Source organism: Rudanella paleaurantiibacter (assembly GCF_009184635.1).
Classification (GTDB): Bacteria; Bacteroidota; Bacteroidia; order Cytophagales; family Spirosomataceae; genus Rudanella; species Rudanella paleaurantiibacter.
The window spans coordinates 830,663-851,366 of sequence record NZ_WELI01000001.1 but is presented as its reverse complement, the minus strand read 5'-3'; the positions used below and the strand labels follow the sequence as shown (position 1 = coordinate 851,366).

General features: G+C 56.1%; 15 protein-coding genes. 5 read left to right on the top strand and 10 right to left on the bottom strand.

Going from position 1 to position 20,704, the window contains the following annotated elements; translation table 11 throughout:
- Positions 1-183 precede the first annotated feature (183 nt).
- The 5 genes from F5984_RS03345 to F5984_RS03325 are packed head-to-tail and all read left to right on the top strand — an operon-like array spanning position 184 to position 5,488.
- Positions 184-1,680, top strand: a complete 1,497-nt coding sequence (locus F5984_RS03345) for a sugar ABC transporter ATP-binding protein (protein ID WP_152122747.1) — start codon at positions 184-186, stop codon at positions 1,678-1,680.
- A gap of 9 nt (positions 1,681-1,689) precedes the next feature.
- Positions 1,690-2,676, top strand: coding sequence for an ABC transporter permease (locus F5984_RS03340; protein WP_152122745.1), 987 nt, complete (start codon positions 1,690-1,692; stop codon positions 2,674-2,676).
- A gap of 49 nt (positions 2,677-2,725) precedes the next feature.
- On the top strand, positions 2,726-3,673 hold the full coding sequence (locus F5984_RS03335; protein ID WP_152122744.1) for a sugar ABC transporter substrate-binding protein: 948 nt from the start codon (positions 2,726-2,728) through the stop codon (positions 3,671-3,673).
- A gap of 40 nt (positions 3,674-3,713) precedes the next feature.
- Positions 3,714-4,583, top strand: a complete 870-nt coding sequence (locus F5984_RS03330) for a ThuA domain-containing protein (protein WP_152122743.1) — start codon at positions 3,714-3,716, stop codon at positions 4,581-4,583.
- Positions 4,584-4,597: 14 nt separating this feature from the next.
- On the top strand, positions 4,598-5,488 hold the full coding sequence (locus F5984_RS03325) for a sugar phosphate isomerase/epimerase family protein (RefSeq protein ID WP_152122742.1): 891 nt from the start codon (positions 4,598-4,600) through the stop codon (positions 5,486-5,488).
- A 165-nt stretch (positions 5,489-5,653) separates the two neighbouring features.
- Here the strand turns inward: F5984_RS03325 and F5984_RS03320 are convergent, their stop codons facing one another.
- The 10 genes from F5984_RS03320 to F5984_RS03275 all read right to left on the bottom strand — a co-directional run bounded on the left by F5984_RS03320 (position 5,654) and on the right by F5984_RS03275 (position 20,693).
- The gene (locus F5984_RS03320) at positions 5,654-6,934 is read right to left on the bottom strand and encodes a sialidase family protein (RefSeq protein WP_246168795.1); all 1,281 of its coding nucleotides are present in this window, start codon (positions 6,932-6,934) and stop codon (positions 5,654-5,656) included.
- A 122-nt stretch (positions 6,935-7,056) separates the two neighbouring features.
- On the bottom strand, positions 7,057-7,830 hold the full coding sequence (locus F5984_RS03315; RefSeq protein WP_152122740.1) for an SDR family NAD(P)-dependent oxidoreductase: 774 nt from the start codon (positions 7,828-7,830) through the stop codon (positions 7,057-7,059).
- A 128-nt stretch (positions 7,831-7,958) separates the two neighbouring features.
- The gene (locus F5984_RS03310) at positions 7,959-9,146 is read right to left on the bottom strand and encodes a DUF4861 family protein (RefSeq protein ID WP_185155403.1); all 1,188 of its coding nucleotides are present in this window, start codon (positions 9,144-9,146) and stop codon (positions 7,959-7,961) included.
- On the bottom strand, positions 9,106-9,990 hold the full coding sequence (gene kduI / locus F5984_RS03305; RefSeq protein WP_152122738.1) for a 5-dehydro-4-deoxy-D-glucuronate isomerase: 885 nt from the start codon (positions 9,988-9,990) through the stop codon (positions 9,106-9,108). Before kduI ends, F5984_RS03310 begins: the two co-directional genes overlap by 41 nt.
- Positions 9,991-10,108: 118 nt before the next feature.
- Positions 10,109-12,382 (bottom strand): alpha-L-rhamnosidase-related protein, encoded by a 2,274-nt coding sequence (locus F5984_RS03300; RefSeq protein ID WP_152122737.1) that lies wholly within the window; start codon positions 12,380-12,382, stop codon positions 10,109-10,111.
- A gap of 12 nt (positions 12,383-12,394) precedes the next feature.
- Positions 12,395-13,657: a DUF2264 domain-containing protein gene (locus F5984_RS03295; protein ID WP_246168794.1), complete on the bottom strand. Its 1,263-nt coding sequence runs from the start codon at positions 13,655-13,657 to the stop codon at positions 12,395-12,397.
- Between the two features lie 22 nt (positions 13,658-13,679).
- A complete protein-coding gene (locus F5984_RS03290; protein ID WP_152122736.1) occupies positions 13,680-14,798 on the bottom strand; it encodes a glycoside hydrolase family 88/105 protein in 1,119 nt (372 codons plus the stop codon).
- A gap of 69 nt (positions 14,799-14,867) precedes the next feature.
- Positions 14,868-16,496 carry a RagB/SusD family nutrient uptake outer membrane protein gene (locus tag F5984_RS03285; RefSeq protein ID WP_152122735.1) on the bottom strand — a complete coding sequence of 543 codons (1,629 nt, stop codon included), beginning with the start codon at positions 16,494-16,496 and terminating at the stop codon, positions 14,868-14,870.
- Positions 16,497-16,519: 23 nt separating this feature from the next.
- Positions 16,520-19,561: a SusC/RagA family TonB-linked outer membrane protein gene (locus F5984_RS03280; protein ID WP_152122734.1), complete on the bottom strand. Its 3,042-nt coding sequence runs from the start codon at positions 19,559-19,561 to the stop codon at positions 16,520-16,522.
- A 286-nt stretch (positions 19,562-19,847) separates the two neighbouring features.
- On the bottom strand, positions 19,848-20,693 hold the full coding sequence (locus F5984_RS03275; RefSeq protein ID WP_152122732.1) for a 3-keto-disaccharide hydrolase: 846 nt from the start codon (positions 20,691-20,693) through the stop codon (positions 19,848-19,850).
- Positions 20,694-20,704 lie beyond the last annotated feature (11 nt).

The window sequence follows — 20,704 nt, the reverse complement described above, 5'->3', positions numbered from 1 at the left end:
GTTTAAATAGCGTAGGACAGGTTTGCAGGAGACACCATCTCCACAAGCCTGTCCTACAGCTATTTGAGGGCCGAAACGGTTTTCCGGCCGCCCGTCTGACTAATTTTTTGAAAGAAATACCGACCCACTCGTTGCATTCATCCGATTCGTGCTTCTATTTGTAGGATTCGAATTCTTTTTTGTATGATTCTTTCCGTCACTAATCTTTCCAAATCATTTGCGGGCGTCAAGGCTCTAAACAACGTACAACTTACCGTGCAGACAGGCGAGGTACACGCCCTCATGGGCGAAAACGGAGCCGGTAAGTCGACGTTCATGAAAATCCTGATTGGCTTGTTACAGCCCGATGCCGGTGAGATTATTTTCGATGGAAAACCGCTACACCACAGCAACGTCAACGAGATGCTCGAACGCGGCATTTCGATGATTCATCAGGAGCTACTTACCGTACCCGAACTAACCGTAGCCCAAAACATTTTTCTGGGCCGCGAACCCCGCCGGTGGGGTATCATCGACGAGCGAAAACTAAACGAGCAGGCCACGCAGCTCCTCACGCAACTGGGCGTTGACCTCCGCCCCGATGTGTGCATGAAGTACCTGAGCGTAGCCGAACGCCAACTCGTCGACATTGCCAAGGCACTCTCCAACAAAGCGCGGGTGATTATCATGGACGAGCCCACTTCGGCCCTGTCCGACAAAGAAGTAGCCACCCTGTTTACCATTATCCGGGATTTGCAGCGGCAGGGCGTCGCTATCATCTACATCTCGCACAAGATGGAGGAGATATTTACCCTGGCCGACACCATCACCGTACTGCGCGACGGGCAGTTTATTGCTACCCGGCCCGCGTCGGAGTTTACGGCCCAAAGCCTGATTGCGATGATGGTAGGCCGCGAACTCGGCGATTTATTCCCCCCTTCGCACGCTCAGCTCGGCCCCGAAGTGCTCCGGGTAGAAGGGCTCACGCAGCCGGGCAAATTTTCAGATATTACGTTTAGTGTGCGAGCGGGCGAAGTACTCGGTTTGGCGGGCCTTATGGGAGCCGGTCGTACCGAAGTGGCGCGGGCTATTTTTGGTCTTGACCCGTACGCACGGGGCACCGTTTATTTCAACGGCCAACCCGTAACGGTGCGCTCCCCGCAGGAGGCCATCGCGCTCGGTATGGGTTTCGTGGGCGAAGACCGTAAGGGGTCGGGCTTTGTGCCGGGTATGTCGGTGAAGCACAACCTGACGCTCGCCAGTCTGGAGCAATTTGCCCGCCGGGGCCTTGTTGCCGAAGGCGCCGAAACGGCAGCGGCCACCCAGCTGGTCAAAGACCTGAACATCAAAACGGCTGGCCTGAACCAGCACGTAGTTTACCTCAGCGGGGGCAATCAGCAGAAAGTGGTTATTGGCAAAGTACTGCAATCGGCCCCAAGTCTGATTATTCTGGACGAGCCTACGCGCGGAATTGATGTAGGTGCCAAAGCCGAAATCTACAAGCTCATCAACGATCTGACAGCCAAAGGAATAGCCATCCTTCTCATCTCTTCCGAACTACCCGAACTTTTAGGTTTGAGTAATCGAATTGTGGTATTAGCTAAAGGAAAACAGACTGCCGTGCTTTTAGGGGAAGAAGCTACTCAGGAAACCATCATGCATCACGCCATGCAGACCGAGTCGCCCCTTAGCCAATTGTAACGGTTTTTCATGAACAACGTCATCGACACCCCTACTAAACCGGTCGGTCAAACCACCTACCAAACCCAGATTCGCAAGCTCGGACAATACGGCATCTTAGTGGCGTTTATCCTGATATGCCTTGGCTTGTCGGTTATCAGCCCCAAGTTTCTGACGGTGCAGAACCTTATGATTATTGTCATGCAGGTGTCTATCAACGCCCTGCTGGCCTTCGGGGTTACGTTTGTCATTATCACCGGCGGTATCGACCTCTCTATCGGCTCTATTGTGGCCGTAGCGGGTGTGGTGGCGGCATCGTTTGCCCACCCCGACACCTACCCGGTCATTGTGCCATTGGCTCTCGCCCTGGCAACGGGCGTTGCGTTTGGGGCGCTCAACGGGTTTGTGATTACCCGGAGCAAAGTACCGCCGTTTATTGTCACGCTCGGCACCATGACCATCTTGCGTGGTTTAGCCCTGATTCTGAGCAAAGGTCGGCCCATCTCCAACCTGTCCGATACGTTTAGTTTTCTGGGCGGGGGCAAGATTCTGGGCGTGCCCAACCTGATTATCGTTCTGGTGATTGCGTTCATTGTCTGCACCATTGTTCTGCGCAAGACCGTTTCGGGCCGGTATATGTACGCCGTGGGTGGCAACGAACAGGCCGCACGGGCGTCGGGTATCCGGGTAGGCAAGGTAAAAATGCAGGTTTACATCCTCAGCGGGGGCCTCGCGGCTCTGGCGGGGGTGTTGCTTACCTCACGCATCTCAACGGGCCAACCCAATGCCGGGGCTGGTTTCGAACTCGACGCCATTGCCGCAGCCATTATCGGAGGCACAAGCACCTCGGGCGGCACCGGTACCATGACGGGTACGCTCATTGGGGCCCTGCTCATTGGCGTTATCAGCAATGGGCTTGACCTGCTCAACGTCTCGTCGTACTACCAGCAGGTAGTGATGGGCGTGATTATTATTGGCGCTGTTATTCTCGACAGCATTAACCAGAAAACGAACTAAACAGGCACCCGGCAAAGGGTGTCTTTCTCCTATTCTCCTAATACCCATTATGAAACACGCGTTTAAACCCCTACTCGTAGCCCTCACTTTACTGGCCGTTGGTTGCAGCCAATCGGCATCGGACAGCAAAACCGACAGTGCCGACGGCAAGAAACTTGTTATTGGGGCCAGTATGCTCAGTATGCAGCATGAGTTTGTGGTCAATGTACACGACGAAATGACCAAAAAAGCCGAGGAAACCGGCATCGAACTGATTACGGTCGATGCTGAGCGGTCGGCGATTAAGCAGGTTGAGCAGATTGAGAGTTTCATCGCGCAGAATGTCGATGCTATTATTCTGAACCCGGCCGAGGTTGAAGCCTGTTCACCGGCGGTGAGCAAAGCATTGGCCGCTAATATTCCCATTATCAACGTCAACTCCGAAACGGGTGTGAAGCCCACCGCTTTTGTGGGCTCCGACGATGTTGAAGCGGGTCGTATTGCTATGCAGTACCTGGCCGACAAACTTGGTGGTAAGGGGAACGTGGTAATGCTCGAAGGCTACATGGGTCAGGCCGGGCAACTGAAACGGGCACAGGGCGCTATGGAAGTCCTCAAAAAATACCCGAACATGAAGATGCTCGCCAACCAGACTGCCGAGTGGGACCGCGCGAAAGGGATGGCCCTGATGGAAAACTGGATTCAGGCCTACGGAAATCAGATTAACGCGGTATTTGCCCACAACGACGAAATGGGCCTGGGAGCCGTAAAAGCCCTAGTAGATGCCGGTTTGAAAGACAAAATCATGGTGGTTAGCATCGATGCCATTCCCGATGCCCTCCAGGCCATGCAGAAAGGAACCCTCGACGCTACGGTGTTCCAGAATGCCCAGCAGCAGGGCGCCAAAGCGGTTGAAACGGCCATCAAAGCCGCCAAAAAGCAACCGTTCGACAAAGAAACGCTCATTCCGTTTCAGCTGGTCACGAAAGAAAACATGGCACAGTTCGTCAAAAAATAACCAGACACCTCTCTAACTGCTTCTTTCCCCCTTTTCCACAATGAATCGTAACACCTTCTTACAGACGTTGGCCGGAGCGCTTGGCCTGAGCACTTTGGAGGCCGGGGCTTCTGCATCGGCGGCCAAGCCGTACATCGTATTCGTTACCGGCGACCACGAATACAGTAGTGAACTGACGTTGCCTATCATCGCGGCCGAACTGGAAAAGAAGTACGGGATGCGGACCAAGGTACTTACGGCTTACCCCGACTACAATGCGGAAAAAGACATTCCGGGGCTCGAAGCCCTGGCCGATGCCGACGTAGCCGTGTTTTACCTACGCTGGCGGTTACTGCCCAAGGAGCAGCTGGCCCACATTGACAAGTACCTGAAGTCGGGCAAACCGGTAATTGGGTTCCGCACCACCACACACGCGTTCAACTACCCCGAAGGCGACGACCGCCGACCCTGGAACGCCTTTGGCGAGTTTGCGTTTGGTAGCCCTCCGGGCTGGGGCGGTGCAGCCAAGCATACGCACTACGGCCACAAAAGCACAACTGATGTGTCGGTGATTTCGGAAGCGGCCAAAAACCCCATCCTGACGGGCGTAGCACCTGCGTTTCACGCGGCTTCGTGGCTGTACCGGGTGCGGCCCGACTATCCACCCAAAGACGCTACCCTGCTGCTGATGGGCAAAGCCGTGAACCCCGACAAAGAAGCTATTGAAAACCCCGTGGCCTGGACCTGGAAAAACCAATGGGGCGGCCGGGCGTTTCTGACCACCCTGGGGCATCCCGAAGATTTTCAGGTCGAATCGTTTCAACGGCTGGTGATCAATGCCATTCACTGGGCAGCGGGCAAACCGGTTCCCAAAAACTGGAAAGGCAGCATGAACATCAACGTACCCTACGGCCACCCGGCTAAATCCTGATCTTCTGACACCTCATGACAACGGATTCAACCCAAGCTCAACCCCGATCCCTGAAAATAGGCTTCAACCTGCTCGTCTGGACCGCCACGCTGTCGGAGCAGATGAACCCCATGGCCGAGCGGCTTAAAACAATTGGTTACGATGGCATTGAGTGCTACCTCGGCGAAACCGATACGCAGGTGTACCAACGCTACGGCGACCACCTGAAACAGCTGGGGATGTCGTCGTCGGCCGTGATTACACTCGGCCCCGATGAGAACCCGGTGAGCGATTCCCCCTCGGTACGGGCCAAAGCCCTCGACCGGCTCAAGGTGGCTATCGACTGTGCACACGCCATGAATGCCGACGTTATCTGTGGGCCTTTCCATTCGGCGTTTGCCACGTTTTCGCGGCAGGCACCCACCGACGAGGAATACAACCGGAGCGCCGAAGTGCTTCATCAGGCTGGCGATTATGCCGCTCAGGCCGGCATTCTGCTCACACCCGAAGCTCTTAACCGGTTTGAGTGTTATCTCTGCAACACCATGACCCAACTGGCCGATCTGGTTCGGCGCGCCGATCACCCCAACGTGCGGGCTATGTTCGACACGCACCATGCCAACATGGAAGAGAAAAAATACCCCGACGCTATTGCTACGATTGCGCCGGTTCTGGCCCATGTGCACATCAGCGAAAACGACCGGGGCACCCCCGGCTCGGGTCATATTCCATGGGACGATGCATTCTCGGCACTGGCCAAAGCCAATTATCGGGGCTGGCTCACCATCGAAGCCTTCACCCGCAACGACCCCGATTTTGCAAACGCTATCAACGTCTGGCGCGAATACAACGAGCCCTGGAACATTGCCGAACAGGGTCTACAGTTTATCCGCCAAATGATGACCAAACACAGCTTAGGTGCATAAAAAAATCCCCTCCTTGCAGCAAGGAGGGGATTTTTTTACGTTATGTCATCTCGTTTCGAGCGATGGTAGCCACCCAGTAGTCATGCCGATTCTTACATGAAATACAGAAAAATGGCTGACACATGGAGCACAAAACAACCGTTATTCTATTTCCTAAACCCAGTCTTACAAATCAAGCTGGGCTACAGCCATCGAGTTGCGGTTGTTTGGGTTGCGCACTTCGTAGGCTACGAGCAGTTTGCCGTTGCTGACCAGACCGCTGGCGTTGGTACCGTTGACCGAACCGCTAACCATTTTGGTAGCTGGTTGCTGACCTTTCAGGATATTGCGGTAGGCAATCATCGAGGTAGCACCGGTTTCCGACACTTGGCTTTGCTCCCACAACAGCACCGACGAAGCTGGTGCAGGCACTAGATAAGCATTCTTCGCCGTGGCTTCATCAATCACAAACAACCGCTTGCCTGTTGTCTGGTCAATTACCCGGATACCAGGGGCATCGTTGGCACCCGAGAACCAGGCTACCAGGTTCGAGCCACCGCCCGCGCTTGAGGTTGGGCCTGAGTGCGGGCATCCATTTACTTTCCAGTTATCGGGCGACATAATGGCGGGCTTGCCAAACGTCAGGCCGTTATCGGTAGAGGTCATCCGGGCAATGTCGCGGATATTTTCCTGATTTTCGCGATAGTGCACATGCAACGCCCCCGCCTTGTCAACGAGCAGGCTGATGTTGCAGCAATCGCACACGAATGGGTCGAGCACTTTCTCGGCACCAAACACACCATTGGTTGAGGTAACAAGCCGCAAATCGCGCTGATGGGCCTGCCCTACAATATCGTTCAGGTATGCCACGCCAATTTCGCCGTTGGCCAGCACCGTTGCGTCGAAGAAGCCCCGCACAATGTTCGGGGTTTTGTCCTGATGCACGGGAGCTGGTTTGGTCCAGGTGTTCCCTCCATCGGTCGACTGGGCAAACACAATCTGAAGGTCGCTTGGTCGGCCACCACCCCGGTTGCTGTTGGCAGCCGGTTTCGGGGCCGGGGCACCGTGGCCCTGATGCTCATTGTGGTTGTGCTCTTCGGTTTTCGCCTGTGGAGCCGCAGCCGGTTGTTCACCGCGCAGGGCAAACACCGCTACCGCCGTACCATTGGGCCGGAACAGGAGCTTGGGGCGCATCAGGCGCGAGTTGCCAATACCCGACGAGGCAAAAATCAGCTTCTTGGCCCCGAACGTCTTTCCCCGGTCGGCCGACTCAGCCCAGTAAAAGAAAATCTGACCGTTCTGGTCTTTCTCGGTCCAGGAAAGAGCCACCGTACCTTTGGGCGTACTGGTGAGTGTAGGCACCGCAAAAGCCCGGGTGGTGTCGCTAAAAATAGTGCCGGCAAAGCTCGTTACGCTCGCTCCGAGGCAGAGACACAACAGCAACAGCAGACGAAAACGCGTTGTCATGGTAAATGCTTTAGGGTTCAAATCGGTGAAGGCCACCAACTTGTCTGAATCTGCCGTAAAGATAAAGCACGCCATGCAGAATCGCACAACTATTTAGATTTATTCTTAATAAATTCCTCAACCTACCGGCCCATCCAGCCCCCATCAACGGTCAACACGGTGCCGTGCACGTACCGGGCGGCATCGGAGGCCAGGAACACCACCGGCCCTTTGAAATCGTCGGGCTCACCCCAGCGATTAGCCGGAATTCGGCTCAGAATCGACTGCGAGCGGGCGGGGTCGGCACGGAGCGCTTCGGTATTGTCGGTTGAGATATAGCCCGGTGCAATGGCATTTACATTGACACCCTGACCAGCCCACTCGTTGGCAAACGCCTTCACCAGGCTACCCACTGCCCCTTTGCTGGCAGCGTAACCGGGCACGTTAATACCGCCCTGAAATGTCAGCAACGAAGCCGTAAAAATCACTTTACCACTACCACGGGCAATCATATCACGGCCAATTTCGCGGGTCAGAATAAACTGTGCGGTCTGGTTGATGGCAATCACCTCATCCCAGTACTCATCGGGGTGCTCGGCGGCTGGTTTCCGCAAAATAGTCCCCGCGTTATTCACCAGAATATCGATAACGGGGTGATCGTGCTTCACCTGCGTAATGAACCCATTGAGCGAATCGCGCTTGCCGAAATCGGCCTGATAGGCAAAAAACCGACGGCCTCGGGCCTCGACGGCCTGCGCCACGGCACTGCCTTCGGGTTCAAGATTGGCCGACACGCCAATGATGTCGGCACCGGCTTCGGCAAGGGCTTCGGCCATAGCCTTGCCAATACCACGCTTGCAACCCGTCACGAGGGCTACTTTACCCGCCAGCGAAAATGTATTTAAAACAGAAGTCATACAAATGGTTTATGGTTAAGAGTTTTTGGTTTTTGGTTCGATCTGACTAGGGTCCTGGAACACGCATCACATACGTTTACATATCTTGAGACCACTAAAACCGATAAACCAAAAACCATGAACCGGTCTCACCGGCCGGCTTTGCGCGGGGCCGATGTTGTTACCACCAACGGCTGCCGGAGTCGGTTGGCTTGGGCTTGCAGGTAGGCAAACCAGGCATCCGACGAGGTAATCAGGCCGGCTTTATCCCAGGCTCCTCCACTGTAATACGTGATGCCTTCGCCCGACTTGACAGCCAGCCGGGCCAAACCGTGACCGTATTTGCGCATCATACCGCCCGACTTGCCCGGAAATACGCACCCTACACCGATGGTGCCATCAGGGCCGTGTTTGGGCTCCCAGTAGCCAAGCACCCCGTTCTTATCGTCGAGCAACAATGGGCTTTCTTCGGGCCGCAGCACAATACCCGCTACCATCGGTAGCGCTCCCGGTGCGGTATGGGTTACATCGACCCGGATTTTACTCAACTGTGCCCCCGCATCGAGCGAAATCGTTTTAGCCTGGGTGACGGTCACGCCTTTGAAGGTGTACGGGTCGTACTTCACCCGAAACGTGGTACGGAGTGGGCCGTTGTCGAGCACCTCCCAGGTGGTATAATTATGAATGTACTGGATAGAGTCGTTCAGGAAAACGCCCACATCGCCCGCGCCGAGGGTCAGGCCCACCTTGTAGTAATCGAGCCCGTCGCCATTGTCTTTGTGGTAGTCGTTCTGTTTGTACCACTTGTTGATGATCAGTTCGGGAGTGCGCTTGGCCCAGATGTCGGACCCGTAGGCATTGTCGGAGCGACCGTTGAGGGCCTTCCCGTAAATACGAAACGCCACCCGGTCGTTTTCCCAGGCAAAATCGTCGTAGCGTTCGGGTACGTACCGGCCGTACGTCATGGGTTTCACGGGGGTTGGCTTGCCTTTACTCAGCACCAGCCCCACCGACCCTTTGGGAGCCACCGTAACCTGCACGAGCAGGTTCTGCACGGCCGACCCTCCTTTTTTCTCCAGCTGATAGGCTACCTCCTGCCCATTGTCGGCGCGCACCACCCGAAGCTGGGCCGTATCGACCTGCGGGTAGGCCTTCGCCACGGTAGCCCACGGTATTTCAACCACCGCCGACTCGTAGGCCGCCGTGCCTGGGTTAGAGATGTTCAGGTTGCCTTGTTGTGCCAGTACCGGCCCGGCAATAGCCAGTAAGCAAGGGAGTAAAGTCGAGAATCGCATATTATCGCAAATCAGGTATTGCACAAAAATCCATATCGCCATAGTCGAGGTTTTCGCCCGCCATGCCCCAGATAAACGTGTAGTTCGACGTGCCAGCCCCGGCATGAATCGACCAGTTGGGCGAAATAACGGCCTGTTCGTTCTGCATCCAGATATGCCGGGTTTCCTGCGGCTGTCCCATAAAATGGCACACAGCCTGCCCCTCGGGCACTTCGAAGTAAAAATAGACCTCCATACGCCGGTCGTGGGTGTGAGCGGGCATGGTGTTCCAGACACTGCCGGTTTTCAGCTCGGTCATACCCATTTGCAACTGGCAGGTAGGCAGTACCTTGTTGATCAGCATTTGATTGATAGTACGGTTATTGGCCGTTTCGAGACTCCCCATTTCGAGCTTGTTGGCCTCCTGCCGCGATACTTTCCGGGTCGGGCAGCTCGTGTGGGCGGGTGTCGAGTTGAGGTAAAAGCGGGCCGGTTTATCTTCATCGTGCGACATAAACTCCACCGATTTTGTCCCCTGCCCAATGTACAGTGCTTCTTTGTACTCAAGGTCGTAGGCAACGCCATCGGCCACCACCCGGCCCGGACCGCCTACATTGATCATCCCCAACTCCCGACGCTCCAGAAAATAAGCGGCTTTGAGCTGCTCGGGCGCTTCGAGCGATACTACCCCCGACACCGGCATGATGCCGCCCGTCAGGTAGCGATCAAAAAACGACAACGTCCAGCGAAACTCATCAGCCACAAACAGCTTTTCGATCAGAAACGCCTGCCGAAGCCCTTCGGTAGTCATGGTTTTCACCTCGTTGGGTGAGCTGGCATAGCGACTCTCAAACGCTATTTTGGCCCCGGTCGTTGTGGGGGTCAGGGAGTTTTGTTCAGACTGCATTCTTCTATAATTTCTGTTTTGAGTGTTACGCTATGCCCGCTACCAGCCTCGGCACTGAGCAACCAGTACCAAACCGGCACACGGCCTGCAAACTTACAAACGGTCGTTGCAAGATGGCTTATTCGACAATCCATTCGTAGGTACCGGCCGGTATGCCCTCCAGGCGCCAAAAGTCTCCCGCTGATACAGCTTTCACCAGAGCCCCGTTTTGCCGAACCCGTTCCTTTGAGCTTTTGCGAGGCAAATACACCACAGCATCGATATTACCCGGCAACGACGCCCGTAACTGAAACCGTCCGGGCACGTTGACAAACGACACCGCAACCGCTCCCCGAACCGTAGCAAGTTGTAGCGATGCCTGCCGCAGTGTGCCGGGTTGCGGTTTTATCTGCATGGTTTCAAAAGCAGGGGTCAGCGGTTCGATACCCATTAGTTTGCGGACAATAATGTTGGCCGGGACCGCTCCCCAGGCATGATTCCAGTCCTGATTGGGCTTGTAACGGGTGTCCCAGGCCTCGGTTGTCAGGGTCGAACCGGTCCGAATCATGTTGTACCAGCTCCGTTCTTCGGTCGATGTCAGCAATGCAAGGGCGTAGTTGCTCTCGTGGGCGTTGTACAGAGCATCGAGCAAAAACTGAGACCCGTACACGCTGCACGCCATACCCCGCGAGCGCATGTGCGCCAGCACGGCCAGCCGGTTTTTCTGGGGCACCAGGCCAAAGGCCAGCGCCATCATGTTGGCGTGTAACGACGCGTGGTCGGTACCTTCGCCATCGCGCACAAGCCCCGTTTTGGGGTCGATAAAAGCAGCCACAAATGCCAACCGCACCTGTTGGGCTCGGTTGGTGAACAAAAGTGCATCGTCGGCTTTTCCGAGCCGCGACGCCAGCTCGGCCATAAATACCAGCCCCTGATAATGAAACGCGTTAACCACCGCGTTATAATCCCGAAACACAAACCCGTCGGTCTCTCCGGCTTCTTTCTTCCCAAGTCCCAGCACTCCCTGTTGCGGCCAGTCGACAATGTCCTGCAAAATCGGCCGACCGTCGAAGGTATCGTAATGAATGGACTTTTTGAACTCGGCCGTTTGCAGTCCGGTGCGAGTACTGATGAGTCCGTCGGGCCGGGCGAGCGGTAAGAGTAGTTTGGCTTTCAGTTCGGGGTAAAGGGCCTCAGCCGTGCGTAAATCACCCGAATTGAGGTAATCGTACCAAGCAATGAGTACATTCTGCAAACTCCACTCGGTAGGCCAGGTAGCGTGATAAATGAGGTAGTTGAGCGACCGTTTGGCAATGTTGAACTCGGCATCGGTGGCGTAGTGCGACAACTGGTTGAGCAGGGCATCGGCTTCGTATGGAATCCGCTCCCGGTCGCCATCCACGTAGTAGCCCGCAAACGTAGTCGCTTTAATGGTGTGCTTGCACAGCGCCCAGATCTGGTTCAGCGTGGTGTCGGAACTAACAAACGAACTCGCGGTTTCATCGAACGGATACGTCACCGTGTGTCGCACCACCGCTCCTACCGCAACAGCTCCGCCGGGGTTTTCTACCTCAACGTACCGGAACGGAAGCACCTCACCGATGTACTCGGGCATCAGAATGGCTTTGGGTCCCGTATTCCGTTTGTCGGGCCGAAACGGCACCGCGTATCGGTGGGTTCCTTTCAGCAACGGCAGCGTTATCCGGCGGTACCGGAGTGTACCCGGTGGTTTGGTATGCACGCGGCCATCGGGGGTGAGGGCTTCGCCTACGTGCAGCACGAGCGTATCGCGACCGGCGACCGAGGTGGCCGTCAGGTACACCTGCCCGAAGGCATCGACGCCAAAATCGTACAGCTCCTGCCCAACTGCCGGTTTCCGCACCTGACGGGGCGTTTCTTCGGCTTTAACAAGCGGGTAGTAAGGCGTTTCGTACCGGTTCAACCGGGAGGCTGTTCTGAAGGCGCGCGGCTCCGAAAACGGCGTTTCTGCCAGTTGTGCACTACCAACTTTGACACGCCAGTAGTACACCCGACTCGTATCGAGGCCCGCATTGCCTAACAAAACTCCTACACTTTGCCCACTCTTTACCGTACCCGAGTCCCACACATCAGGCAATTGGGCCAGGCTGTTTTTACGGGAGGAAGAAACGATAATTCGATACGTAGTCTGACGACCCAGCCCCGGCGGCACCTCCCAGCTAAACGAAGGGTGTGTGCTGCGGATGAGGGCCCGCTGCCCCGGAAATTGCACCGAATCGGCAGTTTCGAGAGAAAGATTGGTCAGAAATCCCTCATGCCACACCCGGTCGGTATGGAGAAGCAGATCGGTACGGAGGCCGGTGGGTACCGGCTGGGGTTGAGCCATACCCCGCAGCCCCAACAGCAAAAGGGCTCCCAATACGGTACGTTGCATAGGCAAAATCGGTTAGCGCAGGTCGGCGCTTTTATCGTGCGGAAAATCATCGCCACTCCAAACGCGCAGAGCACTCCATTTAGCGGGCGGATCGGCCCAGAACGGGTCGGTATCGGGCAAACCGAGCGGCAGGAAAATAGCCGTCGCCAGGTACAGGCTGCCCTGGTTGTTGTACACATCGGCAATGTCGGGCTGGGCACCGTATAACCCAATGGTGAGCCAGCCGTTGGTGTACGTCGAAGGGCTTTCGAGCGTTTTCTTGATGACGGCCGTGAGCGCCCCGCGTACCTGAGCGGGCCTGAGGTCGGTGGGGAGTGCTTTCCGCCAGGCCATATCGGCCAGATGATGAAACGCAGCGCCCCGGTACACCAGCGAGCGTCCGGTGGGTGGAAAACTGCCGTCGGCATTAATCAACCGTTCCTGAATGATTGCGTAGCGTTCGTTACTCTTTCGAATTTTGGCAATCATGCCGTTGTAGGCATTGGTTTTCTTACCGATAATGTCGACAATACCGGCCAGATACGGGTGAATCACGTAGCTGTTGTAGTAGTCGAAAGCGTAGTGCACGCCATCGGAATACATACCATCGCCTACGTACCACTGCTCCAGCTGTTGCAAGGCATAATCGACACGCATGGGGTCCCATTCGTAGCCGTACCGGCACAGGAAAGCCTCGTTCATGGCTGAAAACAGGAGCCAGTTCGAAAATACGGGTTTAAACCGGCGCGTACTCCGAATAGCACTGGCCAGTCGGTCCTGATCCATTTTGGACAAATGCTCCCAGAGCCAGGGAGCCCGCACAAAGGCATAGGCGATAAACGAAGCATCCACAATCTGCTGACCGCCGATATCGAACCGCATGTAGTCTTTTCTGGTCGAGTCGAGCGCGTTGGCTATGCCCTTGAGCACCCATTGGCGGTATTGATTACGGAGGGCAACCTCGTTGGGTGTACCGCCTTCGCCCTGCAGCCAGGGAGCCATACCGCTCAGCACCCGCCCCAGCACCTCCACGTACTGTACCCCAATCCGCTGCTCCCGGTTATCAACGCGGTTCGACGTTACTTTAGGCATTCGGATACGCAGGCTGTCGGCAGCCAGGCTGGTGATAACCGGACGCACCATCCGATCCATTTCGGCCAGCCAGAACTGCCGGTCGCTTACCGGAACGGGGGCGGGCGACATCTTCTTTTTCGATTTCTGGGCTAAACCGGGGCTCCCCACAAACATGAGCGTGAGGCCAGTCAGCATCAGGGCAAAACACCAGTGCTTCATCATTGTCAACTTTGGCGGGCTAGATTCATTTTGATACGTACCGATGCAGCTCACACGCAGCCAGCAAAAATGCCCCTACGCCAAAATTGGTCGTGGAGTTAGCGTTGACAACCTGCCCCGGAATGGCTTTCTCGCCAATAGGCTGTACGTACCCGATACGGCCATCGGGTTGCAGGGCCACCTTCGTGAGGTATTGCCAGGCGTTCAGGACCGTGGGCCGGTACGTACGCTCGTCGAGCAGGCCGTTGTTAATACCCCACAAAAACCCGTACGTAAAAAAGGCGGTGCCGCTGGTTTCGGGGCCGGGTGCCTGCGCCGGATCAAGCAGGCTGCGGGTCCAGTAACCGTCGGGTTGCTGTGCCTTCCGAATGGCCTCGGCCATGCCCTTGAACGTGTCGATGTACTCGGCCCGGTGCGGGTCGTCGGCGGGCAGGTCGGCCAGCACTTTAGCGAGTCCGGCAAACACCCAGCCATCCCCCCGCGACCAGAAATCTTTCAGCCCATTGGCAGTTTTGTGGGCCGGGTACACATACTTGGCGTCGCGGTAGTACAACCGGGCGTCGGCATCGTACATAATGCCGTTGGCGAAGGTAAAATATTCATGCAGTTTCTGGAGGTACAGCCGATTCCCGGTCAGCTTGTAAAGCTTGGTCATCACCGGCATCACCATGTACAGGCCATCGGCCCACCACCAGTACCCATTATAAGGTGTACTCATCTGGTATTCCATCACCTCGCGGGCGCGGGCCACCTTCCGGGCGTCGGGTTGCAGGTTATACAGGTCAATGTAGGTTTGAAAGCAAATCTGCCAATCGCCAAAGAGCACGTATTCGTCTGTTTCGCCGTAGGTGTACTTCCAGTTGGCCCGGTTGTCCGATTTGGCCCCTTTCCAATCATTCTGCTCAGCCCAGGCTTCGGAGTAGCGCCGATAGGCTTCGTTTTTGGTCAGGAAATAAGCCTCCATATTGCCCGTATGGTAGGCGGCATTGTCCCAAAAGGCGTTCCCGTGCGTCGGCCTGGCTTTTTGCCAGTAATCATTAACACGCTGTACTGTTTGCAGCACCTCGGCCGGTTTCGGCACGGGCTGGGCTCCGGCCCAGGTGCAAAAGGCCAGCCAGAGAGTTAGAGTAAGGAGTTGAGGCATCGTACAGCAAAGAAACGAGTCTCCATCCGAAAAACCGGTGAAGACTCGTTGTCGGGTTGTGAGTATAAATTAATATCCGGGATTCTGGGCCAGTACGGCGTCTTTGTTCAACTGAATTTCGGTCAGCGGAATCGGCATGAGCAGGTTTTTCTCCGTCAGGCCACGAATCGGGTTTACGGGGTTGTTGGCGTTGAGTCGGGTGGCTCGGTCAACCAGCGTCTTAGTGCGCATGAGGGTCATCCGGCGGTTTTCCTCGCCAATCAGTTCGCGGGCGCGCTCATCGAGCACAAAGTCGAGCGTCATGTCAGCCGCCGACACTTTGCCCACCGCTGGGTAGCCCGGAAACGCCCGCTCGCGCAGGGTGTTGATACTAGCCGCAGCGGCTTCGAGTTTACCTTGCTTCACCTGGGCTTCGGCCAGCAGCAGGTAGGTTTCGCCCAGCCGCATCAGAATAAAATCTTTCACCATTGCGTAGCCAAACGTATCGTTCGGGTCGAACTGATACCATTTGGTGGTATGCGGAGCAATGTTGAACAGGGTATCGGTACCGGCGTACGGCACCGGCTTGCCATACGTAGCTGGCTTGGTAGGGTCGTTGTACACATACCGACGCCGGATGTTGTATTGCGAGTTACGGATGTCGCCGGGCTTGTATAAGCCATACAACACCCAGTTGCTCAGTCGCAACCGGCCCAGTGCCCGACCACCCGTCGAGTCCGACAAGGCCATGCCCTGCACATTGTGGTAAGCCGCGCCCCACACCCGGCGTTGCTGCGGGTTGTCGGTGATACCGCCCACCACAGTGCTTGGGTTTTCCTGCTCCAGCACCCAGATAGCCTCGGTGTTGCCCTGCACCCGGCGCTGGTTGCCGTACACAAACATGTCGGAATAATAGTCGCCGGGGCTACCCGCTTTGAGGCCGTAACGGCTCTTGACCAGCTTGAACTTACCACTGCTGATAATTGCTCCGAGCTGAGCCTCGGCCAGGTCGGGCTTACCCATGCGCAGGTACACTTCACCCAGCAACTGCATCGCCATAAACTTGTTGGCACGGCCGTAGAGCTTGCCTTTCGCGTTCGACTTCACATTGTCGATGTCGGGCAGATTGGCAATGGCAAACGTTAGGTCGTCGACAATCTGCTTATTTACATCCTCGACAGGCGCCCGCACAAAATCGGTTTTAGGACCGGTGAGGGCCTGTGTCAAGAGGGGCACCCCACCGAAGCAGGTCGCCAGGGTGTTGTACGCGTAGGCCCGGAAAAATTTGGCCTCGGCGCTGATCTTGTTTTTACCCCCCGCGCTGATGCTCGTCAGCGATGGCGACTCGGCTCCATTGATGATAATGTTAGACAGGTTCACCATAATGTAGCTCCGGTTCCAGGTCCGGGCGGCTGCGCCATCCGTTGAGGTCAGCTGCGCGTAGTTGTAGTACGGAATCTCGATACCCTGCTGGTTGGCCGTCGCGTTGGCTACGTCGGTACCGACCTGCCACACACTCGGCCATCCCTGCTGGTCGGCCCAGGAGAAAATGGTGCTGGTGTGGTTATAGAGGCCAACGAGTTGCGCTTCGAAACCGAGCGAATCGTTAAGCGTAACGGGCGTGTACGACGAGTAAGGTTTTTCGTCGAGAAACGTGTCTTTGCAGGCTGAAGCCAGAACCACAACCGACACGAAGAGAAGTTTAGCAATTGATTTCATGAGATCGGATGTAAGCAGTCAGGTTAACGAAGGCTAAGGTTCAGGCCCATCACAAACGAGCGGGTCAGGGGGTAGTTGTTGGCCCAGTCGCCCACCCCGCGCGATTGCTGCACGGCTTCGGGGTCCCAGCCAATCCAGTTCGTGAACGTGTATAGGTTACGGCCACTGACGTAGATGGTGGCATTGCCCAAACGGAGCTTATCCAGCACTTTAGCCCCGAACACATAGCTGAGCGTTACGTCTTTGATGCGGGTAAAGCTGGCATCCGACGCGTAGCCGTAGCCCCGTGGGTTTTTGAACGCCAGCGAGGGGCGGGTGTTGCTCTTGTTCTCGGCAGTCCAGTAACCTACGTCGATCGGCGTGTTCCGCTTACCGGTTTCGTCGGCATAGGTCAGGTCGGCGTTGTTGCGGGTGATGCCCTGCACCGTCTGAATAAACACGTTCAGGTGGAAGTTTTTGTAATGGAATGTGTTCGTCAGACCACCCGTCCACTTAGGTGCCGTTTGGCCCAGAATCATACGGTCGCCGTCGGGCGTGATTTTCTTGTCGCCGTTGAGGTCGGCAAATTTCAGATCACCCGCCACCGAGCCGGGGTCCTGCGACGAGGCATCCTCGCCAACCTGCCATACACCGGCCAGTTTGTAATCGTACACCACGCTGATGGGCTGCCCGATAAACCACCGGTTACCGAGGTCGTCTTTCTGGTCGCCATAGAGGTCGATAATCCGGTTGCGGTTCGAGGCAAACACCACCCCGCTTTCCCATTTCAGATCCCCTTTGGTCACATTACGGGTATTCAGCGTGAGTTCGATACCCGTATTCGAGGTTTCGCCGAGGTTATCAAATACGCTGGAATATCCCGTAATAATGGGCAGACTCCGTAGCAACAACAGGCCTTTGGTGTTGTTCTTGTACAGTTCAAGGCTACCGTTGATCCGGTTATTGAGGAATCCGAAGTCCAGACCAATATTGCGGCTGAGCGTGGTTTCCCATTGCAGGTTAGCATTACCGAGGTTACCCGCCAGGGCACCAATCGTACTGACACCGTTGAACGGCGACCGACCCGTGTTGTTGGTCGTAATGGTGCGGTACACGCTGATAGCCTCGTTGCCCGACTTACCGTACGACAACCGGAGTTTCAGGTTGCTCACCACCGTGGCATTCTTCATGAAGGCTTCGTTGCTGATATTCCAGCCCAGAGCCGCCGACGGGAAGAGGCCGTACTTGGTGGTATTGGCGCCAAACACCGACGAGCCATCGCGACGGGCCGTCAGGGTAAACAGGTAGCGGCTATCGTAGGAGTAGTTGACACGACCCATCTGCGAATTCAGACCGTAGCGGTCGGCAAATGAGTTGCTCGACTGAGTGGCCCCCGCCCCGAGGTTGTAGAATGAGAGTTCGTCGTTAACAAAGCCCGTAGCCGAACCGCTTGCCGTGGCATATTTACGCTGCTGGGCACTGTAGAGGCCCGTAAAGTCGAAATGGTGCTTGCCCCAGTCGCGGGTGTAGGTCAGGATGTTTTCAAGCGTGAAGCTGTTGGTTTCCGAGAAAAACGTGTTGGCCGTTCCGAGCAGGTCGTTGGCACTGCGCCCCACGTAGCTACCTGTACGGGCCGGAATGTACGAGTAACCCGCGTTCAGGCGGAACTTGAGCCCTTCAAGTGCACCGGAAAACTTCACCTCCGCGTACCCATTACCGTTCAGGTTGGTATTCCGATCGACCCGGTCGGTGGTGAGGCCAAGCATGGGGTTGGTGTACAGCTGCTCAGGAAACATCGGGTAGATTTTATACGTCCCGTTGGCGTTGTACTCCTGCCCGTAGGGGCTCATGGCCGTTGCGTTGAGCAGGTTGGCCCGGCCACCGTCGCGGTTGTTGTTGGCGATAAAAAGGGAGGTACCCACCGTCAGGAAATCCGTCACGTTGACATCCAGGTTGGAGCGGAAACTGGCCCGCTTGTACTGATAGCCTTTGATAACGCCTTTCTGATCGAGGTATTCGCCCGAGATAAAGTAACGTACATTACTGGTGCCGCCCGAAATGCTCAGATTGTGGTCTTGCAACACCCCGGTTTGGGTAGCCTCCTTAATCCAGTCGGTGGTAATCCCGGCGTTGTAGTTGCTCAACTCCTCAAAGTTCGGGACCGGATTCACCAGTTTCTGGCCCGTTTGCGTCATGTAGTCTTTGTATTTCTGCACGTACTCCTCGCCGTTGCGCGGCCGCAGGATGTGGGCGAAATTCTCGACCCCGGCGTAGTTGCTATACCGAATGGTAGGCTTGCCGGTGGTGCCGCGCTTGGTTGTGATCAGGATAACGCCGTTGGCCCCGTTGGTTCCGTAAATCGCTACCGCCGACGCATCTTTCAAAATCTCGATCGACTCAATATCGTTGGGGTTAATGTCGTTGAGTGAGCCACCCGTTTTGCTGAGCGGAATCCCGTCGACAACCACGTAGGGCCCCGAGTTGGCGTTGATCGAGTTCTGCCCCCGGATAATGGTCGAGGGCGCGGTTCCCGGCACCGACGACGACTGACTTATGTTGACCCCGGCTACAGCTCCCTGCACGGCCTGCAACACGTTGGTCACGGGCAGTTGCGACAAACGGGCTTTGGGCACCGAGGCCACAGCTCCCGTAATGTCGGAGCGTTTTTGGGTACCGTATCCCACCACCACTACTTCGTTCAGTGATTTGGCATCGGCTTTCAGTTGCACATTCACCACGGTCTGGTTGCCAACGGCTACTTCCTGAGCCGCGTAACCGATGTACGAAATCACCAGCACGGGGTTAGCAGTCCCGTCGGGAATCCGCAGTGTGTAGTTCCCCTGCGCATCGGTGTTAGCCCCAATTGTTGAGCCTTTCAGCGACACACTGGCGCCCGGCAGCCCCTCCCCTTTCTCGTCGGTCACCTGCCCGGTGATTGTGAGTACCTGCACATCGAACCGGTCGGTGGAGAAAACAGAGGGTCGAACGGCGGCATGAAGCGGACTGCCCGCGTAGGCAGTCGGTAGGGCCAACATTCCACTAACTGGAAGCAACGCCCCGCAAAAAAGTAGCCTTTTGAGATTCATAGAACGGCTGAAAGGTTTCTTGGCTATTCGGTGATTTTCTTTACTAAGTACCAGAAACGAATAAATCAAACATTTGAATAGTGCAAAACTAGGCTTCAGCCGGTGCTCAACGGGGGGCATAATTCGCCAGAAAACAGGGGGTAATTCGTCTGGGGTCACTTTTTAGAAAGACTTCGACAGCCAGGCGCGTTCTGGACCCTGCCGGGCCAATAAAAAACCGGCCCGAGCCCCAACTGCCAGCAGGCAATTCGGACTCGGGCCGGGTATCATTCTGTTTGTTGGGCGGCTACAACTTGCGGGTCTGCAACTGCCGCAACACCTTGCGCAGCGCTTCGGGCTTCTGCATATACGGCTCCAGATCGAACACGGCTACCCGCCGAAACTCAATCGGGTGGCTTTCGCTCTGCAACGAGATATACCCACCGCGCAGGGGTTGGCCGTCTTTCTTCTGGGCCGGGTCGTGGTTCGACACGGTGCCCCCGCCAATTTGTGGTTTCTGGTACGTCAGCACGGTATCGCCCTCCACAATGTGGTGAATCACCGAATCGCCCAGCACCAAAGCCTCGGCCCGCACCCAACGGTCGCCGTGGTACGTTTTCGACTTCGACTCGATGCAATGGGGCGTAAACAGCTTACCGTTCATTTCAACGTGCGTGCCGGGCGTGCAGAGGTTAGCCGTATGCCGCTCGTGCTGTCCGTCGCCCCCGAGCAGCTGCATTTCGAGCGAGATCGGAAAATCCTGCTTCAGCGTCATGGTTTCGGGAGCCTGCCCGTGGAGCATGGCCCCGCTGTTGCGAATAGCCCAACCGGGACCGGCCGGTGCCTGCTGCCCCACAAACCGGTATTCGAGCACAAGCAGATACGCCGAAAACGGCCGTTTCTTGTAGAAAATATGCCCGAACTGATTGTCGAACGAGGTGTAACCATCGTAGCTGACAGCCAGCTTGCCATCCGTTACCCGAAACGTGTTGCCGTAATTTTCGTTGAGCGGATGGCCCGATATTTTTACGGCCCAGTCTTTCAGGTCTTTGCCGTTAAACAGCTCGATCCACCCGGAACCTTTAGAGCGGCCTTGCCCAAGACTCAGGAGCGCCAGCAGGCAGAGAGGGAGTAAAAACGTAAGTCGAAGCATAAGGTTATGGG

Coding starts and splice junctions, on each gene's coding strand:
- F5984_RS03345 (WP_152122747.1), top strand. CDS start 184: ATGATTCTTTCCGTCACTAATCTTTCCAAATCATTTGCGGGCGTCAAG.
- F5984_RS03340 (WP_152122745.1), top strand. CDS start 1,690: ATGAACAACGTCATCGACACCCCTACTAAACCGGTCGGTCAAACCACC.
- F5984_RS03335 (WP_152122744.1), top strand. CDS start 2,726: ATGAAACACGCGTTTAAACCCCTACTCGTAGCCCTCACTTTACTGGCC.
- F5984_RS03330 (WP_152122743.1), top strand. CDS start 3,714: ATGAATCGTAACACCTTCTTACAGACGTTGGCCGGAGCGCTTGGCCTG.
- F5984_RS03325 (WP_152122742.1), top strand. CDS start 4,598: ATGACAACGGATTCAACCCAAGCTCAACCCCGATCCCTGAAAATAGGC.
- F5984_RS03320 (WP_246168795.1), bottom strand. CDS start 6,934: ATGACAACGCGTTTTCGTCTGCTGTTGCTGTTGTGTCTCTGCCTCGGA.
- F5984_RS03315 (WP_152122740.1), bottom strand. CDS start 7,830: ATGACTTCTGTTTTAAATACATTTTCGCTGGCGGGTAAAGTAGCCCTC.
- F5984_RS03310 (WP_185155403.1), bottom strand. CDS start 9,146: ATGGCGATATGGATTTTTGTGCAATACCTGATTTGCGATAATATGCGA.
- kduI (WP_152122738.1), bottom strand. CDS start 9,990: ATGCAGTCTGAACAAAACTCCCTGACCCCCACAACGACCGGGGCCAAA.
- F5984_RS03300 (WP_152122737.1), bottom strand. CDS start 12,382: ATGCAACGTACCGTATTGGGAGCCCTTTTGCTGTTGGGGCTGCGGGGT.
- F5984_RS03295 (WP_246168794.1), bottom strand. CDS start 13,657: ATGATGAAGCACTGGTGTTTTGCCCTGATGCTGACTGGCCTCACGCTC.
- F5984_RS03290 (WP_152122736.1), bottom strand. CDS start 14,798: ATGCCTCAACTCCTTACTCTAACTCTCTGGCTGGCCTTTTGCACCTGG.
- F5984_RS03285 (WP_152122735.1), bottom strand. CDS start 16,496: ATGAAATCAATTGCTAAACTTCTCTTCGTGTCGGTTGTGGTTCTGGCT.
- F5984_RS03280 (WP_152122734.1), bottom strand. CDS start 19,561: ATGAATCTCAAAAGGCTACTTTTTTGCGGGGCGTTGCTTCCAGTTAGT.
- F5984_RS03275 (WP_152122732.1), bottom strand. CDS start 20,693: ATGCTTCGACTTACGTTTTTACTCCCTCTCTGCCTGCTGGCGCTCCTG.